This window comes from Acinetobacter sp. NEB 394 (assembly GCF_013374795.1).
GTDB lineage: Bacteria > Pseudomonadota > Gammaproteobacteria > Pseudomonadales > Moraxellaceae > Acinetobacter > Acinetobacter johnsonii.
The window spans coordinates 1,508,158-1,525,900 of record NZ_CP055277.1; the positions used below are offsets into that span (position 1 = coordinate 1,508,158).

A 17,743-nucleotide genomic window follows, 5' to 3' on the forward strand; every position below is an offset into this window, starting at 1 on the left:
AAACAAGCATGCGTCAATTGCAACTAGATATTGAACCCCAACTCGATGCTCGAATCAGTGATTTTTCTGGGCCGGGATGGGGGCCTGTTATCGATGCGATTCGTCAGTTACATGCAGGTTTAATGAATCGTTTTTATGTGTATGGTGGTGCGGGTTCTGGAAAAAGCCATTTACTTTCAGCAATTTGTGATTCTTATTTAGATGTAGGTAAAACAGCGATTCAGGTTTCACTACTTGAGTTGCTGGATGCGCCAACAGAAGCAATCACCTCTTTAGAGCGTTTTGACCTTGTCGCTTTAGATGACATTGAAGCCATAAGTGGTGTGCCGCATTGGCAGAAAGCGGTTTTTCACCTGATCAACTACAATAATGAAGAAGGAGGGCAGTTGGTGTTCTCTTCTCGTGTTGCGCCGATTGAATTAAAACTTGAACTACCCGATTTACAATCCCGCCTGACGCAAGCTGTAAGTGTGAAAGTACCAAACGGAAGTTTGTATGCCGATCGTTCTACATTAGTGATGTCGGTCTTATCGCGTCGTGGGATTCATATCGATCAACAGATTATTGATTATTTACTCGCACATGGGCCACATCAAACCTCGGTATTATTGCAAAGTTTAGAACAACTAATTCAACTGCTAAAAGGTGAGAAAACCAAACTGAGTAATGCAAATCTCAGACAAATTTATGCGCTAATTGACGAATATCGGTAAATCATAATATTACTTGAGAAATTGTCCGAGCTGTGACAGAGTACGAAAAATTGTTAGATATTGCAGGGATTTTGCAATCTAAGAATAAAAAGAAAAGATAAAATAAAAGCAAGGAGATCGTTATGCTCAAGAAGAGCATAGGTGTAGCTACGCTATTGGTGGCGAGTCATGCCTATTCGGACAATATTAAGGTGACCATCACTGACGATATTGTCAAAAATGACACGGAATGTTCACTTCGCGAAGCTATCGACTATATTAATCAAGGCATGCCTGAGGCGGGTTATTATGGCTGCGGGGGCAAAGATGCGATTTCCACCGTCATGCTTGAGAAAAATAAAACCTATTTGCTAAATACCCATCTTGCGATCAAAAAAGATTTAACACTCAGAACAAGTTATGACAGTTCTGTGGGGGAAGAAACTGTTCAGGGTTTAAGTAATGCCATCTTAAAAATGAATGGTTCTGACAATTTATTAAGGGTTGATAATGCTGAGAATGCTTTAATTCGTGTGTTAGTAAAAGAGGTTACTCTACAGGGCTGTGCGAAAGACTGCGGTGTGAATCAAGGTGGTTTAATTTATAACAATGAATATTTAGGTCTTGAGTACGTCAAATTAACAGGTGGTTTTGCAGGGCAAGGGGGGGGCGATTTACAATGTCGCAACCTTGCTTGAAGATGGTACCAGTCGTAGTCTAGTCGAAATTCGCGCTACTCTGGTTGAACAAAACCAAGCGGTACAAGGTGCTATTTTGTATGGGGAGGCGCCTTCTTTTCGGATTTATAATTCAGTTTTCAAAGAAAATAAAACAACAGATGCAAGCAGTGCCAATATTTACTCTGTCAATAATGCAGCTGTTAAAGAAGATACAACCTTATCCAGTTTAGCATCACGTCTGGTCAGTAGTACCTTTGTGAAAAATATAGGTTATGTCGTCAATGTACGAGATGGCATGGCTTTGAATAACTTAACGGTGGTGGGAAACAGTAAAGGGATTTATTTCAATCCATCTACAAACTTGGCTTATCTGGCCAACAGTATCGTTTTAGGGAATGCTGAAAATACCATCACACAAAACTGTGCTGGAGATTTAAGTAAAGCAGTTCTTCAGAACAACTTAGTCACACAAAGTGACTGTGGCAGTGGTGCGAGCTATTATCCGAATGAGTTTTGGTCTGGCGCTTTGATTGCAGGCAGTGATGTGGTGGGTGAGTGTAAAACCATGTCTGCAGATGCTGACAGTTTATTGTGTCCTTATATTGTTCCCAACCAAAAATTTTTAGGCTATATCCGTCCACGCATTTTAATGAGTCAGACGCATTGGTTAGATTCCCCAATTGTGAACAAGGGTAAAGTGGTTGTAAACACAACGGATTCTTTAATTGGCTGTGAAAATTCAGATCAACGTGGTGTGAATCGAAATACGAACAATACCTTTTGTGATCGTGGTGCAATCGAGATTGAGGTCCCAACGACCATTAGCTTAATTGGTGAAGATCTGATTGCGGGGCAAGTAGCTAAACTTTCTGTTGCAGATCTGCTTGGAGATAGTGATCTACTGTCCAAAACCGAATGTGCAAGCTTGTTCAAATCGGCTAAAGCGCCAAATGGTGAAGAGTGGCAACCGGGTTGTATGCGGGTGCAGCAGACTCAAACGGTATCGAAAGGTAAAGTGGCGATTGATGAACTGGGAGATATTACTTACACGCCAAATGGAGCATGGCATGGTGCTGATATATTCAGGTTACAGTTGGTCACAACCACGACACGTTTTGATGAACATATTCCGTTCGTTGAAGTGAATTAGGACTTACGCAGTATTATTTATAGATTCTCTGTGGTAGCAGATGATTTTTATCGAGAATAAAGTCATCAATGAAGTTTTTGATCATTGGTCTAAATAACTTCTTCTGCCAACGATATACATTTTCAAAGATCCGCTCAAACTGGTTCTTTTGTATCTCAACGTAGGCCATCAAGGCTGAAAAAATATGATTCGAAATCAGTTTAGATCGTCTTACTTGAAACTTTTCAATATGACAAACCTGTTTAATCACTCGGTGATATTGTTCTATTTTCCAATGACTTGAATGTAATTCATGAAAACCCTCAAAGGACAATAAATCATCTTCATCTTGATGCACAATATAAAACCTCTGCTGTTCTTTTAACTGAGTCTTAAATAATTGTACAAAGCCAAAATCTTTAAGCCAGACCACTTGACCCTGATGGAAATTCGGCAATAAACGCAGTTGAAACCATTGTCCTTTTTCTGGGGAAACCTTACGGTTACAGTCGATACCAAACATAAATCGAATACCATATTTTCTTATGGTTTTTAGATTTGCAGTCGATGAATACCAACTATCACCTGTAATAAATTGAATCTTTGCACCCCAACTGAGTACTTCACTTAACATATCCATAAAGTAATCATTCTTGGTTTTACTTTCAGATTTGTCATAAATTCGGAAATTAATTGGAATATTTTGACCATTTTGATCTGTCGCATACAAGGTAATGAGATTAATACCCTTGACGGATCGGTGGTGTTTGCCTGACCAAAAATAGCTAACCAAGTCCATATGCTGACTATACGGTTTATCTAAAACAGTATCATCAATACTGACTATAAGTTTATTATTATCAATATGTTGAATTGCTTCTTGATATAGGTCGTGAGGTGTGTAGTCTTCACGCTCTAGAAAGCGATTTACACTATCATGCGAGATGTTATAAGTCTCGGCAAGTTGTGTGCAGCTAATAGAGTTCGGTTCTGTCATGAGAAAGCCCATATAAATGGGTAGTGTACAAGTTGCTGTAGAAGCATTTTTAATTCGTCTGATCACAGATACTTTATAAAGTATTTTAATACTTTTTTGAATCCGTCAATGCGTAAGTCCTATGAATGTACAAATTGTACAAGAACCGCAAAATCATATGGAAAGTGACAAAATTAAAACCTCTGGCGGAAGCACGGGTATTCTGAGCTTACTGGGGTTATTTGCTTTAATTTTGCTGCGTCGAAAATAAAAAGAAAAGGGCAAACATGAAACACTTTAAAAAAGGACTATTGGGTGTCATGGTGGTAGCTGCTATGACATTAATGGCTGCAGAAGATAGAACAATTCATGTCAACACATTTGAGGATGAAGATAATGTAAACATGAATCAATGTTCACTCCATGAGGCAATCAAAACAGCCAGCTTAAACAAGGCTTATGGGGGCTGTAGTGCTGGGAATACCGGTTCAGGTCAAACCGATTATATTCAGTTAGAAGCTGGGACGTATAAACTGAATAAGGAAATTGTTCCCGAGTCTAAAGTGGTGATTTTTGGGAAAAGCCCATATTTAGATCGTGAAAAAAATCCCATCACTTTTAAGTATCCAGCGCTAGGTGAGTTGACTTCACGGATTGATGCGGGTGGAAAGTCACGTTTATTTAATACCATTACCAAGACCAGTTTGACGCTAGAGAATGTGATTTTAGAAAATGGTTATTCGGCAGATGAAGGCGGTGCTTTATTGGTCGGTGGAGCATTAACCTTAAATAATGCACAAATTCTAAACTCAAAGTCCGATAAAAAAGGTGGAGCACTCTATCTCGTTGGTCCTGGTGAGCATCAGGTGACTGTAAATAATAGTGTATTACAAGGCAACCAAGCGACTGTAGGTAGTGTTCTTGCAATGCAATGTTATGCTGGGCTGTTGGATGTAAAAACCAATATAGAGTTTGGAGCGAATAGTATTATTTCGAATGGTGAGATATCGAATCTAAATACATTCGATTTTTGTGGTAACCCAAAAGTTGCTATGGCGAATAATACGATCGCAAAAAATACAGTAAATTCGACAAATGGAAGCATTATTTATGCCGTCAATACTCGAGATCATAATATGAGTCTTGAAAGTAATCTCTTATTGTCAAATAACACTATTGTAGAAAACAGTGCAGCGAGCGTTTTGGATTATGACGATTTCGGTACGAAGTCGTTGTATTACAATGTACTTGCATATAATGGAAACACATCATGCCGCTATGTCGGTTCTCAGATACTATCCGACAAATATGATGCAGGTGTGACAGCAGGTTACAATGCGTTTGATACGGTGACCAGTCAGTGTGAACTGGCAGCAAGTGCACGAATACTCGATGGTACGACAGATACTAATGTTGATGTGAAAAATGTGGCTATAGGAAGTCTACTCAGTTCCTTAACTTCGCCATCAAAATATAATTTATTCCGCCCAATGTATTTCCCGAAAGTGAATAGTGGAGGAGTTGATTTACTCGATACCAACAGTAAATTGAGCTGTAATGATAGTGACCAGCGTGGTCTAGACCGTATTGTCGACGGAACATTGATGTTAGCACCTGCGGAAGCTAACAGCTGTGATATCGGATCGGTTGAGTTGCGTCGTTTAGCAGCAGCTGATATTGCTGATTTGAAAAATAGCTCGCAGGCAGAACGTCTTCAGGCGTATGAGAATAATATTAAGGAATTGGAAGAATTAATCGCCAATAAAAACACCAATCCAGACTTTTTGATCGAGTTTAATGAAGAGTTAAAGCGTTATAAAGAGCTTTTAGCGGCAACCAAACTACATCAAAAGTACCGAGCGATTTATGTCGATCCCTTCCAGTTTGTTTTGCAAGATGAGGCTGTGGTCAACACTGCTGATGGAATGTCGGCTTTAAAAGAAATGAACACTGAGAATTACACCATTACAGAAACTCAGGTATTAGGTGTGGGTATACTCAGCGCCAAAGACGGTGTGCTGGATACCTCAAAACTTAGAGCGGACCCAACTTTACGCTGTGAGTGGAAGGATGATTTAAAACAAATCATGATTTATCGCACCGATGGTAAGCCTACAACCAGCACGGAATATGTCTATTGCCAATATAGTGTGAAGAGTAAGGCTACGCAGGCAAGCTCCTCGGGGATTTTAAAAGCGGAGTTTAGCAATATACAACCGATTGCCAAAACGGATGAATACACCCTGAATTATGGTGGCACTTTAAAACTCAATGTAAATCCACTTGCAAATGATAGTGATGATGGTGATGGACCGATGAGTACAGTCGCGGCAGAACATCAGCGTCCAGCATTTCACCGTGATGCGAATGGAAAGGATCTTGCTATTCGTATTGTACGTCAGGATGCAGGCATTAATATTAAGCCAGAACGTACAGGTTCTTGTCCGGGAGAATATGAAAAATATGTATGTTATGGCGGCAATATTGAAGTCGAAGTCCGCAATAATTTCAGTCCATTCCCTTATGAAATTGAATATGTGATCTATGATGCAGAGGCTGAAGAGTCTAAATCTGCGATGATGTATTTTACGAACACCGCTAAAAATACCAATACGGAAGCGAGTGGCGGTGGTGGTGGCTCAATGGGTAGTGTTGGGGTGCTTGGATTGTTGTCATTAGCGTGGTTTAGACAACGACGAAAAATATAAATGTAAGCATAAAAAAATGCCTCACATGAGGCATTTTTTTATGGATGTTTCTAAAGTATTTATATTCAACTAGGCATCTTAATGTGTAGCAGTGTTGCTATGGATGTATTTATTGATATATTCATTCCGAATATTCACACGTTCATCTGCATCTGCCTTTTGCATACGCACCCGTAAATCACGTCGTTCTTGGGTGCTCATCTGTTGCCAAGTGTCACGCATTTTTTGCTTTTCTTGCTCAGGTAACTGAGTAAACCAGTCCATACGTTGTTGCAGGGCTGCACTTTGCGCATCGGGCAGTTCTTTTAGTGACTGGTAACGTTGAATCAATGCACGCTGTTCTTCTTCAGACAACGATTCCCATGTTTCAGACACTTGGGTATCTGCATCTTTAGAAAAAATCCAAAAACGATCAAAACCTGCAAAACTGGTTTGTAAAAAACCTAGCGTGCAAAGTGCGAAAGCGACACGTTTAGCTGCCATGTGGAACAGTGTCCTCACCTAAAACCAATAACATTTCTAAATCTTCAACCATTTGAGGTGAAAGTTTAGGAGTCGAAACCACTTGGTTATGTGGTTTTTCATCAAGGGTTACAGAGTTTGGAAGTACGACAAAGCCAGCAATAGCCGCAGCTAAAGCAAAACCAGACATTTTCCAAAGGCCATAACGTGAGGACTTTTGATCTTGAATGTCATCAAGAACATGTTGCATCACCACGGGTTTGTTTTTGTGGTGTTGCGCGAGCCCATCAAGTTTGGAGGTTACTTGCTTTAAGAAATCATCTTTCATTCGGATGATCCTCCTAGATGTGGATTCAAATGTGCGAGAGCATTGCGTAAGCCTTGAATCGCACGGTGGTAATGAGTTTTAACGCTGCCTTCAGAGCAATTCATGATTTGCGCAGTGGTTGCAGTATCAAAACCTTCCCATGCACGTAACATAAATGCTTGCTGCTGACGAACAGGAAGACCAGCAATAGCTTCTTGAATTTCATCCGCAGTGACAGCTTGACTTAAAAAGTCTGAAGGATTCAGCGCTCTTTCATCGACCACCTCATTGACTTCAAAATCGTCATCATCAAGACTGACTTTTTTGAAGAAAGAAAACGGTTGTGCTCGACGTGCTTCTTTACGACGCCAATCCTGTAATTTGTTGGTTAAAATGGTATAGAACAGGGGATACCATTCTTCCGTAGATCGATCGGAATAAGATTTGTGTAATGAAATAAAGGCTTCTTGCACCAAATCCATGGCGATACCCTGCTGGTTTTGGGTGGCACTTTCCATCATTACTAACGCACGACCAGTCACTTCTTGCATGAAGTTTTTTAGGCGAGACTCAGCGTTACTCTTAAGAGTACTAGAATCTTGCGTTTTAGACTGTTTGGGTGCTAAATCCATAGAGATGGAAAATCCTGTCATCGGATACCCACCATTATTTCCTCAATCATGTGCCTATAACGTTGGAAATAATGGTTTGGTTGACAACACAAGTAATTATTTTTTACTAGTGTAATCTATTTTTTCTGCTGAACCGACTTTAGTTAATATAACTTAACGATTTTAAAGTCGTTGTCGTACCATTTCAAAAAAGCAGATTGAACCGGCAATAGCGACATTAAGAGATTCTTGGCCACCGGGCTGTGGGATGCTCAGTGCTTTAGCATGTGCTAAAGCAAAGTCAGAAACTCCTTGGCCTTCATTGCCTAAGATCCAGACACAAGCTTGTGTTAAATCTTTTTGATATAAACTTTCAGCCTGATGTGAGCTGGTCACATACACTGGAATTTCAAAGCGTTCGAGTACATCTTCGATGGCAACGTTTTCATAGGTGTTGAGTGAGAAGTGTGCACCCATGCCTGCGCGTAATACACGTGGTGACCAGAGTGCTGCAGAACCTTTGGTACAAATAACTTGCTTAATACCTGCTGCTGCAGCAGAACGGAGTAATGTGCCTACATTGCCTGGATCTTGAATGTTTTCCAAAATCAAGGTATCCAAGCTAAAGTCTACACTTTGGCTTGAACTTGGTAAGTCTACAACTGCCAAGAAGGGCAAAGTGGTCCCCAATGTGCTTAAGTCACGATATAGGCTTTCAGCAATGACAAAAACAGCACCTTCATATTCATCTAAAATATCACAAATATCAGGGTGTTCGAGTGCATTTTCAGTGGTGAAAATAGAATTGAGTTTCTTCTTTTTTTCAACCCAAGCTAAGCCTAAGTGTGTCCCTTCAAGCACGGTTTGACCTTGCTTTTTACGGTAGCTACTTTGCTCTATTAAACCGCGAAGATGTTTAATCTTTGGGTTGTCTTTTGATTCAAGGAAAATAATCGACATGGAGAAGACTCATGCGCATAACGCGTCAGATGGCTATGCGCATTTTAAAAAATTAGTTGTGGTAATCAGTCACTAAATCAACTTCGTTTTTAGAACCAATGATCACAGGGACACGTTGGTGTAGGTCAGTTGGTTCGATGTCTAAAATACGAACGCGACCCGTTGTAGACGCACCGCCAGCTTGTTCAATTAGCATACTCATTGGGTTTGCTTCATACATTAAACGTAAACGACCTGCTTTTTTCGGATCTTTGAGGTCGTATGGATACATGAAAATACCGCTACGACAAAGAATGCGGTGAATGTCGCCCACCATACATGCAACCCAACGCATATTGAAGTCTTTCTCACGTGGACCTGTTTTACCTGCGAGAAGTTCTTCAATATAACGTTTTACTGGATTTTCCCAGTGGCGTTGGTTTGATGAGTTAATAGCATATTCTTTGGTATCTGCTGCCACTTGAATATTTTCAGAGGTGAGTAAGAATTGTTGAGTTTCTGGGTCAAAGGTAAAGAATACTGTGCCTGCACCGACTGTTAATGCCAACATGGTTGATGGGCCATAAAGCACATAACCCGCAGCAACTTGCTGGTTGCCCGCTTGCATAAAGTCTTCAGCTTGTGTCACTGCATTTTTTGCAGGCAAGATTGAGAAAATAGTACCCACACACATATTGATGTCGATGTTACTTGAACCATCAAGAGGATCAAATAAAACTAAATATTTGCCATTTTCTTGAGCTGGCGTGAATTCATCCAATTCTTCAGACGCTAAACCACCAACTTGTGGGTGGATTTTTAGAGCATCAATCAAATAATTATTTGAAATCACATCCAGTTTTTTCTGTTCTTCACCTTGCACGTTTTCATGCTGCGCGCTACCTAAGACACCAGCTAAAGCACCTTTTTGTAAAGCTTGATCGATGGTTTGGCAAGTAGCAGCAATGGTGCTAATTACTTGTGCCAATTCAGGCGTAAGATTTCCCGTTTGTTGTTCTAAAAATTGGGACAGATTGAGATATGACATAAGGGGGAGGACTCCACTAAAACTTGAATACGTAACAAAATCAACATTGCGCTATATTTTAGTCGAGAACGAGACAAAAGAACAATTAAACTCGACTATTTGCTGCGATTTTACCCTTGCAAGTCTTGTGGAAAGTGCTATGTTGATGGAAGGAATATCAGGTAAAAATAGGAGCACAACAATGACAACGCAAAAATTTGATGCGACTCCAACGCCGAGCGAAGGGATTAACTTAGATGATATTTCAGACGATAGCGTGAAAAAAGCGTGGCAAGATTACGAAGCAAAGGCTGAGTATAAAAAGTTCAATAAACATGACATGATTGAATCTATGCAACATGCTGAAGAATCTGATGAAAATCCCAAGCCTGAACAAGTTTAAGTCATAAAAAAGCGCTCATCGAAAGGAGCGCTTTTTTATTTCAGTTGTAATACCAGCATTATTTTAAAAGTGGTGGCACTGCTTCGTAGTTAATTTCTACGCGACGGTTTTCTTTCCATGCATTTTCGTCATGGCCTGCATTGATTGGCATTTCTTTACCATAACTAACAGCTTCAAGTTGGTTCGGACTCACACCTGTGGTGATTAAGAAACTTTCAACCGCTTTGGCACGACGTTCACCCAATGCCATATTGTATTCACGTGTACCGCGCTCATCGGTGTGGCCTGTTAACGCCACACGCGAATTTGCATTTGCCATTAAGAACTGCGCATGTGCTTGTAGCGTTTGGTAATCATCATTGCTGAGGTCGCTACTGTCATAGTCAAAATGCACAACGCGTTTTGCTAAAAATGCTTTGTTGGCTTCAGTTACGCCTTTTGCTGATGCACCTGCAAGATTTTGTGCATTTAAAGCAGCATCTTCACTTAGACCTTGAGTATTGACTGTGGTTGAACCATTTGGGTTTTGGCCGGCTTCAATTGTTGCAGCAGGTTTGCGGCTCGCACATCCTGTAACCACAAGAGCAGTCGCTAAGATTGGAAGGGCTAAAAGCTTGATCGATTTCATTCTTCATCTCCATGAAAATTGATGATTATTAAATGACTAGTCATTAAAAAGTTATTTGGGTGCCCAAGCCGGTTCACGGACTTCACCTTGTTCACTTGGTAAATTCATACGGAAACGGCCATCCAGTGACATGATCGATAACAAACCACGCGAACCTTCACGCGTTGCATAGACCACCATCTGCCCATTTGGGGAAAAGCTTGGTGACTCATCCAAACTGGTTGGGGTTAAAATATTTGTAACACTTGAGTTTAAATCTTGAATAGCGACTTTATAGTTACTACCGCTTGGGCGGTGTACCAGTGCTAGCTTTTTGCCATCGGCACTGAGCGTACCACGTGCATTGAACGCGCCACGGAAGGTCAGACGGTTATAGCTGCTATTTGCCAAGTCATAACGGTAAATTTGTGCAGAACCACCACGGTCAGAAGTAAAAATAAATGACTTACCATCTGGTGCATAACGTGCTTCAGTATCAATGGCACTGTCATTGGTCATGCGTTGCAGCTGACGGGTTTCCAAGTTCATTTGGTAAATTTCTGGGTTGCCATGCATAGAAGCGGTGAACAACATACTTTTCCCATCTGGTGAGAAGCTTGGCGCGCCATTTAGACCACGGAAGCTAGCAAGCTTTTCACGCGTACCTGTCGAAAGGTCTTGGACATAAATTGCAGGGCGTTTGGTTTCAAATGAAACATAAGCAATTTTCTTGGCATCTGGTGTCCATGCAGGCGATAAAATTGGGTCGCGTGACGTTAAAATTGTACGTGGTTGCTCACCATCAGTATCCGCGATTTGTAGTGTATAGCGTTGCTCTGGTGTAGCAGGATTCCGTAGCACATAAGCAATACGACCGCTGAAGTCCCCAGGAATACCAGTTAATGCTTGATAAATAGCATCACTAATCATGTGTGCAGCAGAACGAACGCGTGATGCTGGAACAGTTAATAATTCATTTAAAAGATATTGTTGTTTTTGGACATCGTACAGTTGGTAATGAACCTCGTAGCTACCATTTTCAGTGGTTTTTACTGTTCCTGTAACGACATATGGAACACCTGCTGCTTGCCAGTTGGCTGCGTTCGGATTATTCATGCTGGCTGTTGCAGGCAAATTTTTTGAAGCGCTGGTAAATTTCCCTGAGCGGTTTAAATCCGTTTCAATAATAGGATAGAGACTGCTGTCATTGCTAAAAGGTACGATTGCAATTTTAGGCGCTTCTTCAGGTGCTTTTGCAATTTCTAAATGAAGCTGAGCATGCGCTTGAGTCACTAAGACTGGGCTGAAAGCAGTTAAAATGGCTAGGCTAAGAAGGTGTTTACGCGTCATTTCCATCATTCGTTATTTACTCAAACAAACGGCTTTTATTGTGGGTTTAATTGTTCTACATAATGGCATGATTTTCTAATATTAAAAGCATGAAATTATGACTGATCTGTTATAACACTGTAAAAAATGAGTAAGAATTAAGTCGTTTAAGCGTAAGTGCAAAAACGCATAGGTAGATATGTGTGATAAGGGGGAGTGGCGATTTACTTGTATTGAGTGAAATATCGACTGAAATTAAAGACTTCACATCGATTACTATTGAGCATGGATACAGATTAAATGTATTTAAAATAAGTTATTTGAATATATAAAAGTACTGAGCTTTAGGCTAAAAAATCCCCTGACTGTTCAGGGGATTTGGATTATTTCGCAGTAAAGGATGAGGTAAAGCTTTGTGCTTGCCGGCGTGCTTCTGGATCTGAAGGCATTGGGTAGGGGGCAGCAGAACGAACAGCAGCTTCAACACTGGCTTTCATGTCAGGATCACTTGAATTGACAATCACCGAACGTACGGAACCGTTATCAGATAAGGTCACTCGCGCTGTTGCGGTCTTACCACTTGAGCCTGCTGGGGTATCCCAAGCGCGTTTAATTTTATTTTCAAAGTCGCGCTTAGCCGTTGAAGCAATTTGCTTGGCTTCAGCTTTCTTTTGCGCGGCTTCTTCGGCAGCTTGTTTTGCAGATGAAGCACGTGCTTCTTCAGCCGCACGCTCTTTGGCTTCGGCATCAGCTTTACGTTTGGCATCAGCAGCGGCTTTGGCTTTTTCGGCATCAGCTTTGGCTTTTGCGTCAGCATTTGCCTTAGCTTTATCAGCATCAGCTTTACGTTTCGCATCAGCGTCAGCTTTGGTCTTCGCAGCATCTGCTTTAGCTTTAGCATCGGCATTTGCCTTGGCTTTTGCATCAGCGGCGGCTTTTGCTTTGTCCGCATCGGCTTTACGTTTTGCATCAGCGGCAGCCTTGGCTTTATCTGCATCTGCTTTGGCCTTTGCATCAGCGTCTTGCTTCTGCTTTTTAGCGAGATCCGCTTTCTTTTGTGCCTCTAGCTTAGCTTTTTGTACTGCCTCTGCTTTTTTCAATGCTTCTAAGTTTGCTCGGCGTTTGGCGTCTGCTTCGGCTGTCGCCGCTGCATCTGCTTTGGCTTTCTCAGCATCTTTAGCTTGCTCCGCTGCACGGGTAGCAGCACGTTCTTGCTGAGCTTGTAGTTTTTCAGCTTCTGCCTTTGCACGTGCCTGAATCTGCTGCTGTAATTCAGCTTTACGCGCTGCCGTTTCAGCAGCATTGGCATCCGCTGCTGCTTTTTGAGCGTCGACCTTTGGCACAATGGGTGTTATAGGTGGCGCGGTTGGGATAACAGGTGCAGGCTCTACAGCGGGCGGAGCAGTTTGTGTGATTTCTTTGGCGACATTTTCATGTGCTGTTTCAGTAAACTCTGTTTCTTCAAGCGTAACAGGCTTTAAGTCCTCAGGTTTGATGAGCACAGTTCTAATTTGCTTCGGTGGCTCTGGTGGTTTACTCATACCAAGATAAAGTAAGCCAACAACAGCAATCACATGGACACCAAAGGTAAATCCAAGCGCGATGGCTTTTTGTTTAAAAGGTGGCTTTTTAAAATCTTTCATAAATTACTTTAATGGCTCTGTGAGTAATCCAACTTGGCTGAGACCCGCTTCTTGTAGGCTGTTCATGAGCGACATGACTTCGCCATAAGAGCGTGACTGTTCACCTTCCACAACAACGGTTAAAGTTTTATTGTCAGCCTGAGCTTGTTGCTGTGCTTCACTTAAAATAGACGTCAATTCAGATAAAGCCAAAGGTTCAGCTGAACGGTGTGTTTTATATTTAAGGAAATAGCGACCTTCTTTATCTAAGCTGACCATTGCAGGTGCATCTTTTGATTCAATAGGGTTGCCATTGGCCTGAGGAAGATCGACATTGATGCCGCTGGTAATCATGGGTGCGGTGACCATAAAAATCACTAATAATACGAGCATCACGTCAATATATGGAACGACGTTCATCTCACTTTTTAGTGGCTTTTTAATGCGCTCGAAGCGCCCTGAACGTTGAATTGCCATTAGTCATGTTCCTTAGTTTCACCCAAAGACTGACGTTGTAATAACGCAACCATTTCTTCTGCAAATAAAGCACGATCGGAGTAAACCGTTTCGCCTTTTCCTGTGTAATGGTTAAATGCCAATACTGCAGGAATCGCTGCAAATAAACCAATCGCTGTAGCAATGAGGGCTTCAGCAATACCAGGTGCAACCGTTGCAAGGGTGACTTGATTTACGTCTGCTAAACCGATGAATGCATTCATGATGCCCCAAACGGTACCAAATAAGCCAACATACGGGGCCACAGAACCAATGCTGGCCAAAGCACCTAAGCCTTGTTCAAGTTGGCTTTGGTCACGACTTAGACCGACGCGTAAAATACGTTCTGTGCCTTCAATGGTTTGTGCTGGAGCAGCATTGCGTTTTTTTAGTTTTAAAAACTCGCCTAAACCTTGATAAAAAATATCCTCAAGGCCGACACGTTTGGAGTTAAGTTGCGCATTGTTATACAGCGTATTCAGTTCAGCACCTGACCAAAAAATTTTTTGAAAATGGTCATCGTCTGCCTGTGCTTTTTTATAACTCATGTGTAACTTGGCAATCAGATACCAGCTAAACAGCGAGGCCAAAAGTAAAGCCAGCATTACCAGTTGTACGACTGGGCTTGCTTGTAATATTAGATCTGAAACTTGAAGAGATGATTCGAGTTGAGTTGCCATAGTTACTACATGTGCCAATAATTTTTTTAGTCTTGTCCTAATTCTTTTAGAATCAGTTCGCGGATTTCATCGGGAAGTCGACGGGGTTTCATTTCTGAACTGATACATGCCAATTCGACCTCACCTGATGCAAGCATGATTTCACCACGATAAATATTTTGTTGCAATACAAATGATGTCGCTTTACACGAAACTACACGCGCTGTAACAGTAATGAGGTCATCCATGAGGATTGGACGTGAATATTTTACATTTATTTTATGGACGACAAAGTGATAATCTTTCTGGTGCCAATAATGGTCAACACCAGCCGCACGTAGCCATTCAGTTCGAGTACGCTCCATAAAACGAATATGGTTTGCATGATATACAATGCCACCTGCGTCAGTGTCTTCAATATATACACGAATGTTGAATTCAAATTTATTCGCCATGATGGTATTCCAATATTTAATTTGGTTTTATGGATGAAGCTTGAGATTTAATGGAATAAAAAGTTTCTAAACATTATTTTTCCGCTAAGAAGCAAGCTGTGTAACGCATTGCAGTTTAGCAGCTTAAGGTTTTTGACCAATGGCACAAGGTGTCAAAACCAAATAAATCAAAACAGAGGTAAAAAATACCTTGACCAAATTGATTTATTTTAAAGGTGAATTGAATAAATATTCAAAATTTTAATGAATTTTAGAATAAAAAAAGTGAACCCTAAGGCTCACTTTTCATCTTTCTATTCATAGACTAAATTTTAGTAGCTTGTGTTTTTTTCCAATCGGCCTGAACTTGTTCAGCAACTTTAGGATAATCCATCACGAAGCGTATGTGGCTTTCCACCCCAGTTTTTAAAGTCGCATCATCCACAATAAACAGTGGATTATGGTTCGGTGCCGCTTTGGACATATCTTGGTCGGCTGGTGTAGCACCAACGAACACAAATAAAGACGGCATTAACTCACCATAATAGGCAAAGTCTTCACTGGCACTAGAGTTATTTTCAAGCACATGCAGTTTAGAGTCACCTACAACTTTGGCTAGAGTGGGTTGCATCAGTTTCGTTAATGTTTTGTCATTCATCGTCACAGGTGCATAAGGTGCAATTTCAACCTTAGTCGTAACATCATTGGCAAGTGCATTATATTCAATCATTTTCGGTAAATCTTTGAGAATGTTTTGACGAATATTTTCACTATTTGAGCGAATGGTGCCGGTCATATTCACTTGTTCAGGAATGACATTGCCCGCTGTACCGCCTTGAATGCTCCCAATACTCACCACACCCATACCTTTGCTTAAGTCTGCTTTACGGCTAATCAAGCTTTGTATGTTGTTAATCATTTGTGATGACGCATAAATTGGGTCGCGACCCAACCAAGGCATAGAACCATGTACTTGCTTACCATTCACTTGAATGCGCAGATGATCGCCACTATTTAAGATAGCACCATCTTTATATGAAATAGTGCCGCTTGGCATACCTGCCATCACATGCATGCCAAAAATCACTTCAGGCTTTGGATTATTTAATGCACCATCAGCAATCATTTTGCGTGAACCAATCAAGTGCCCTTGAGTAAAGTTGTCCACATCTGCACCGCCTTCTTCTGCAGGTTGGAAGACAAAGACCACTGTACCTGCAATTTTATCTTTATTGGCTGCAAGTGCTCTGGCCGCGCCCAATAACATGGCCGTATGCGCGTCATGTCCACAGCCATGCATGACATGGGTTTCTTTACCTTGATACATAGCTTTAACTTTGCTAGCAAAAGGAAGTCCTGTTTTTTCTTCAATTGCTAAAGCGTCCATATCGGCACGTAATGCCATGACTGGGCCAGGTTTAGCTCCTTTTAAAATCCCAATAACACCTGTTTTGGCATATCCTTTACGCACTTCAATCCCATAAGATTTTAACTCTTTTTGTACCAGCTCAGAGGTTTTGAATTCCATATTGCCAAGTTCAGGATGCTGATGAATATGTTGGCGTAGCTTGATGGTATGCGCCTCAACATTTTGAGCTGAATCATTAATCCAATCTGCAAGGCTGAGTTGGCTGCAAAAAAGGAAAGGAAGAGAAAGCGCGATCTGCTTATAGATGTGCATAAATGGAAGAACCTTAAGATTTTGAGATAGTTAAAGTGATTCTCTAGAATTGCATACTGTTTTAAAATTAACCAAAACTATCGAAGTGTTTTTTTATACTTTTAAGGTATTTTAAGCGTTAAAGCTTGGTATTAAAGGAATTTATCGCAATATTATACATTGTAAAATTATGTATTTGGTTTAAATTTTAATTTCACTACGCGAATTATAAATCCTTATTTTCAGACCTGTGGCGCAGAGCTTTGATTAAATTTAATTTATCATCAGTACATGATAAAAATGCGTATTAAAGTTTAAAAATGAATCGTTTTTTCAAATGCTTAATTATTTTGGCTATTGGTTGTGCATTTTGGTCATATTGGCTTAAGCCAGATCATGTTAATTTCAATACGACCAGTGTTCAAAGTATCAATGGTATTCAACAATTTCAGGGTTACAACATCACGAATTTAGAGCCTTATGCGGGAGAGTTTCGGGTTCTCGCAAAAGAAAACTATCATTTGGGGCGTGAAGCAGAAATTAGTCCTGTTGATTTTGCTTTGGGTTGGAACAAAATGGCTGATCCTCAAGTCTATAAACAATTATCAATTCGGCAAAGCAACCGTTGGTATTATTGGCGCTATGAAAACAACCCGCCAATTCCTGTACACGATATTCAGACACAAAGTGCCAATACGCATTTAATACCTGCTTCAAAACACATTGAACAACAACTTAAAGCCATTGATAAGGATGATTTGATTTATCTAAAAGGGCAGTTAGTAGAGATACAGTCACAAGATGGCTGGACTTGGCGTAGTTCTTTAAGTCGTGAAGATATAGGCGGTGGTGCATGTGAATTGATGTTGGTGCAAGAGGTACGGGTAATTATGAAATCTTAGTTTTTAAGAACCATAATTTTGTTAAATACACGAGGCTAAAAATCACTTAAACACTCACTTTGCAGTCTTTATCTGTAAATGAGAATAAAATAGTTCACTAG

General features: G+C 40.7%; 20 protein-coding genes. 7 read left to right on the top strand and 13 right to left on the bottom strand.

Features of this window, described 5'->3' with window-relative positions; genetic code table 11:
* Window positions 1-8: 8 nt before the first annotated feature.
* The 3 genes from hda (at window position 9) to rbtA (ending at window position 2,522) form a co-directional block, all read left to right on the top strand.
* The gene (hda, locus tag HUK62_RS07130; RefSeq protein WP_004980630.1) at window positions 9-713 is read left to right on the top strand and encodes a DnaA regulatory inactivator Hda; all 705 of its coding nucleotides are present in this window, start codon (window positions 9-11) and stop codon (window positions 711-713) included.
* A gap of 122 nt (window positions 714-835) precedes the next feature.
* Complete coding sequence (locus tag HUK62_RS19015; protein WP_228723748.1) at window positions 836-1,390, top strand: CSLREA domain-containing protein; 555 nt, start codon at window positions 836-838, stop codon at window positions 1,388-1,390.
* Window positions 1,344-2,522: a rhombotarget A gene (gene rbtA, locus HUK62_RS07135; protein ID WP_228723749.1), complete on the top strand. Its 1,179-nt coding sequence runs from the start codon at window positions 1,344-1,346 to the stop codon at window positions 2,520-2,522. The genes HUK62_RS19015 and rbtA overlap by 47 nt, the downstream gene beginning before the upstream one ends.
* 13 nt (window positions 2,523-2,535) lie before the next feature.
* Here rbtA and HUK62_RS07140 read toward each other — a convergent pair whose 3' ends face one another.
* Window positions 2,536-3,564, bottom strand: a complete 1,029-nt coding sequence (locus HUK62_RS07140) for a transposase (protein WP_176536921.1) — start codon at window positions 3,562-3,564, stop codon at window positions 2,536-2,538.
* 55 nt (window positions 3,565-3,619) lie between these two features.
* On the opposite strand from HUK62_RS07140, the gene HUK62_RS07145 reads away from it, so the two are divergent.
* Window positions 3,620-3,748 (top strand): GlyGly-CTERM sorting domain-containing protein, encoded by a 129-nt coding sequence (locus HUK62_RS07145; protein ID WP_176537478.1) that lies wholly within the window; start codon window positions 3,620-3,622, stop codon window positions 3,746-3,748.
* A 16-nt stretch (window positions 3,749-3,764) separates the two neighbouring features.
* Complete coding sequence (locus tag HUK62_RS07150; protein WP_176537479.1) at window positions 3,765-6,185, top strand: CSLREA domain-containing protein; 2,421 nt, start codon at window positions 3,765-3,767, stop codon at window positions 6,183-6,185.
* A 78-nt stretch (window positions 6,186-6,263) separates the two neighbouring features.
* Here the strand turns inward: HUK62_RS07150 and HUK62_RS07155 are convergent, their stop codons facing one another.
* From HUK62_RS07155 to HUK62_RS07175, 5 genes are all read right to left on the bottom strand, one after another.
* Window positions 6,264-6,668, bottom strand: a complete 405-nt coding sequence (locus tag HUK62_RS07155; RefSeq protein WP_010326404.1) for a DUF3106 domain-containing protein — start codon at window positions 6,666-6,668, stop codon at window positions 6,264-6,266.
* Complete coding sequence (locus HUK62_RS07160) at window positions 6,658-6,975, bottom strand: hypothetical protein (RefSeq protein WP_004693889.1); 318 nt, start codon at window positions 6,973-6,975, stop codon at window positions 6,658-6,660. Before HUK62_RS07160 ends, HUK62_RS07155 begins: the two co-directional genes overlap by 11 nt.
* Window positions 6,972-7,586: an RNA polymerase sigma factor gene (locus tag HUK62_RS07165; protein ID WP_176538456.1), complete on the bottom strand. Its 615-nt coding sequence runs from the start codon at window positions 7,584-7,586 to the stop codon at window positions 6,972-6,974. The genes HUK62_RS07160 and HUK62_RS07165 overlap by 4 nt, the downstream gene beginning before the upstream one ends.
* A gap of 162 nt (window positions 7,587-7,748) precedes the next feature.
* Window positions 7,749-8,525 carry an RNA methyltransferase gene (locus HUK62_RS07170; protein ID WP_176537480.1) on the bottom strand — a complete coding sequence of 259 codons (777 nt, stop codon included), beginning with the start codon at window positions 8,523-8,525 and terminating at the stop codon, window positions 7,749-7,751.
* Between the two features lie 52 nt (window positions 8,526-8,577).
* The gene (locus HUK62_RS07175; protein WP_176537481.1) at window positions 8,578-9,552 is read right to left on the bottom strand and encodes a class 1 fructose-bisphosphatase; all 975 of its coding nucleotides are present in this window, start codon (window positions 9,550-9,552) and stop codon (window positions 8,578-8,580) included.
* A 181-nt stretch (window positions 9,553-9,733) separates the two neighbouring features.
* Between HUK62_RS07175 and HUK62_RS07180 the strand changes: the two genes are divergently transcribed.
* A complete protein-coding gene (locus HUK62_RS07180) occupies window positions 9,734-9,934 on the top strand; it encodes an NF038105 family protein (protein ID WP_004980614.1) in 201 nt (66 codons plus the stop codon).
* A 58-nt stretch (window positions 9,935-9,992) separates the two neighbouring features.
* Here the strand turns inward: HUK62_RS07180 and pal are convergent, their stop codons facing one another.
* The 7 genes from pal to HUK62_RS07215 form a co-directional block, all read right to left on the bottom strand.
* Window positions 9,993-10,562, bottom strand: a complete 570-nt coding sequence (gene pal, locus HUK62_RS07185; RefSeq protein ID WP_004693879.1) for a peptidoglycan-associated lipoprotein Pal — start codon at window positions 10,560-10,562, stop codon at window positions 9,993-9,995.
* A 51-nt stretch (window positions 10,563-10,613) separates the two neighbouring features.
* Entirely contained in the window at window positions 10,614-11,897 is a 1,284-nt protein-coding gene (gene tolB / locus HUK62_RS07190) for a Tol-Pal system beta propeller repeat protein TolB (protein ID WP_162841310.1), read from the bottom strand.
* Window positions 11,898-12,253: 356 nt separating this feature from the next.
* Window positions 12,254-13,513 (bottom strand): cell envelope integrity protein TolA, encoded by a 1,260-nt coding sequence (gene tolA / locus HUK62_RS07195; RefSeq protein ID WP_176537482.1) that lies wholly within the window; start codon window positions 13,511-13,513, stop codon window positions 12,254-12,256.
* A 3-nt stretch (window positions 13,514-13,516) separates the two neighbouring features.
* Window positions 13,517-13,969 (bottom strand): protein TolR, encoded by a 453-nt coding sequence (gene tolR, locus HUK62_RS07200; protein ID WP_159127757.1) that lies wholly within the window; start codon window positions 13,967-13,969, stop codon window positions 13,517-13,519.
* Complete coding sequence (gene tolQ, locus HUK62_RS07205) at window positions 13,969-14,667, bottom strand: protein TolQ (RefSeq protein WP_176537483.1); 699 nt, start codon at window positions 14,665-14,667, stop codon at window positions 13,969-13,971. Before tolQ ends, tolR begins: the two co-directional genes overlap by 1 nt.
* Before the next feature lie 26 nt (window positions 14,668-14,693).
* A complete protein-coding gene (gene ybgC / locus HUK62_RS07210) occupies window positions 14,694-15,101 on the bottom strand; it encodes a tol-pal system-associated acyl-CoA thioesterase (RefSeq protein WP_176537484.1) in 408 nt (135 codons plus the stop codon).
* Window positions 15,102-15,405: 304 nt separating this feature from the next.
* Window positions 15,406-16,755: an amidohydrolase gene (locus HUK62_RS07215; protein ID WP_176538457.1), complete on the bottom strand. Its 1,350-nt coding sequence runs from the start codon at window positions 16,753-16,755 to the stop codon at window positions 15,406-15,408.
* Between the two features lie 305 nt (window positions 16,756-17,060).
* On the opposite strand from HUK62_RS07215, the gene HUK62_RS07220 reads away from it, so the two are divergent.
* Window positions 17,061-17,642, top strand: coding sequence for a hypothetical protein (locus HUK62_RS07220; protein WP_176537485.1), 582 nt, complete (start codon window positions 17,061-17,063; stop codon window positions 17,640-17,642).
* The last annotated feature ends 101 nt before the right edge of the window (window positions 17,643-17,743 follow it).

Bases quoted from the DNA above. Each gene is read 5' to 3' on its own strand.
- pal (WP_004693879.1), bottom strand. From the start codon at position 10,562: ATGAAATCGATCAAGCTTTTAGCCCTTCCAATCTTAGCGACTGCTCTT.
- HUK62_RS07165 (WP_176538456.1), bottom strand. From the start codon at position 7,586: ATGGATTTAGCACCCAAACAGTCTAAAACGCAAGATTCTAGTACTCTT.
- HUK62_RS07175 (WP_176537481.1), bottom strand. From the start codon at position 9,552: ATGTCATATCTCAATCTGTCCCAATTTTTAGAACAACAAACGGGAAAT.
- HUK62_RS07170 (WP_176537480.1), bottom strand. From the start codon at position 8,525: ATGTCGATTATTTTCCTTGAATCAAAAGACAACCCAAAGATTAAACAT.
- HUK62_RS19015 (WP_228723748.1), top strand. From the start codon at position 836: ATGCTCAAGAAGAGCATAGGTGTAGCTACGCTATTGGTGGCGAGTCAT.
- hda (WP_004980630.1), top strand. From the start codon at position 9: ATGCGTCAATTGCAACTAGATATTGAACCCCAACTCGATGCTCGAATC.
- tolQ (WP_176537483.1), bottom strand. From the start codon at position 14,667: ATGGCAACTCAACTCGAATCATCTCTTCAAGTTTCAGATCTAATATTA.
- HUK62_RS07145 (WP_176537478.1), top strand. From the start codon at position 3,620: ATGAATGTACAAATTGTACAAGAACCGCAAAATCATATGGAAAGTGAC.
- HUK62_RS07160 (WP_004693889.1), bottom strand. From the start codon at position 6,975: ATGAAAGATGATTTCTTAAAGCAAGTAACCTCCAAACTTGATGGGCTC.
- HUK62_RS07150 (WP_176537479.1), top strand. From the start codon at position 3,765: ATGAAACACTTTAAAAAAGGACTATTGGGTGTCATGGTGGTAGCTGCT.
- HUK62_RS07180 (WP_004980614.1), top strand. From the start codon at position 9,734: ATGACAACGCAAAAATTTGATGCGACTCCAACGCCGAGCGAAGGGATT.
- tolR (WP_159127757.1), bottom strand. From the start codon at position 13,969: ATGGCAATTCAACGTTCAGGGCGCTTCGAGCGCATTAAAAAGCCACTA.
- ybgC (WP_176537484.1), bottom strand. From the start codon at position 15,101: ATGGCGAATAAATTTGAATTCAACATTCGTGTATATATTGAAGACACT.
- HUK62_RS07155 (WP_010326404.1), bottom strand. From the start codon at position 6,668: ATGGCAGCTAAACGTGTCGCTTTCGCACTTTGCACGCTAGGTTTTTTA.
- tolB (WP_162841310.1), bottom strand. From the start codon at position 11,897: ATGGAAATGACGCGTAAACACCTTCTTAGCCTAGCCATTTTAACTGCT.
- HUK62_RS07220 (WP_176537485.1), top strand. From the start codon at position 17,061: ATGAATCGTTTTTTCAAATGCTTAATTATTTTGGCTATTGGTTGTGCA.
- tolA (WP_176537482.1), bottom strand. From the start codon at position 13,513: ATGAAAGATTTTAAAAAGCCACCTTTTAAACAAAAAGCCATCGCGCTT.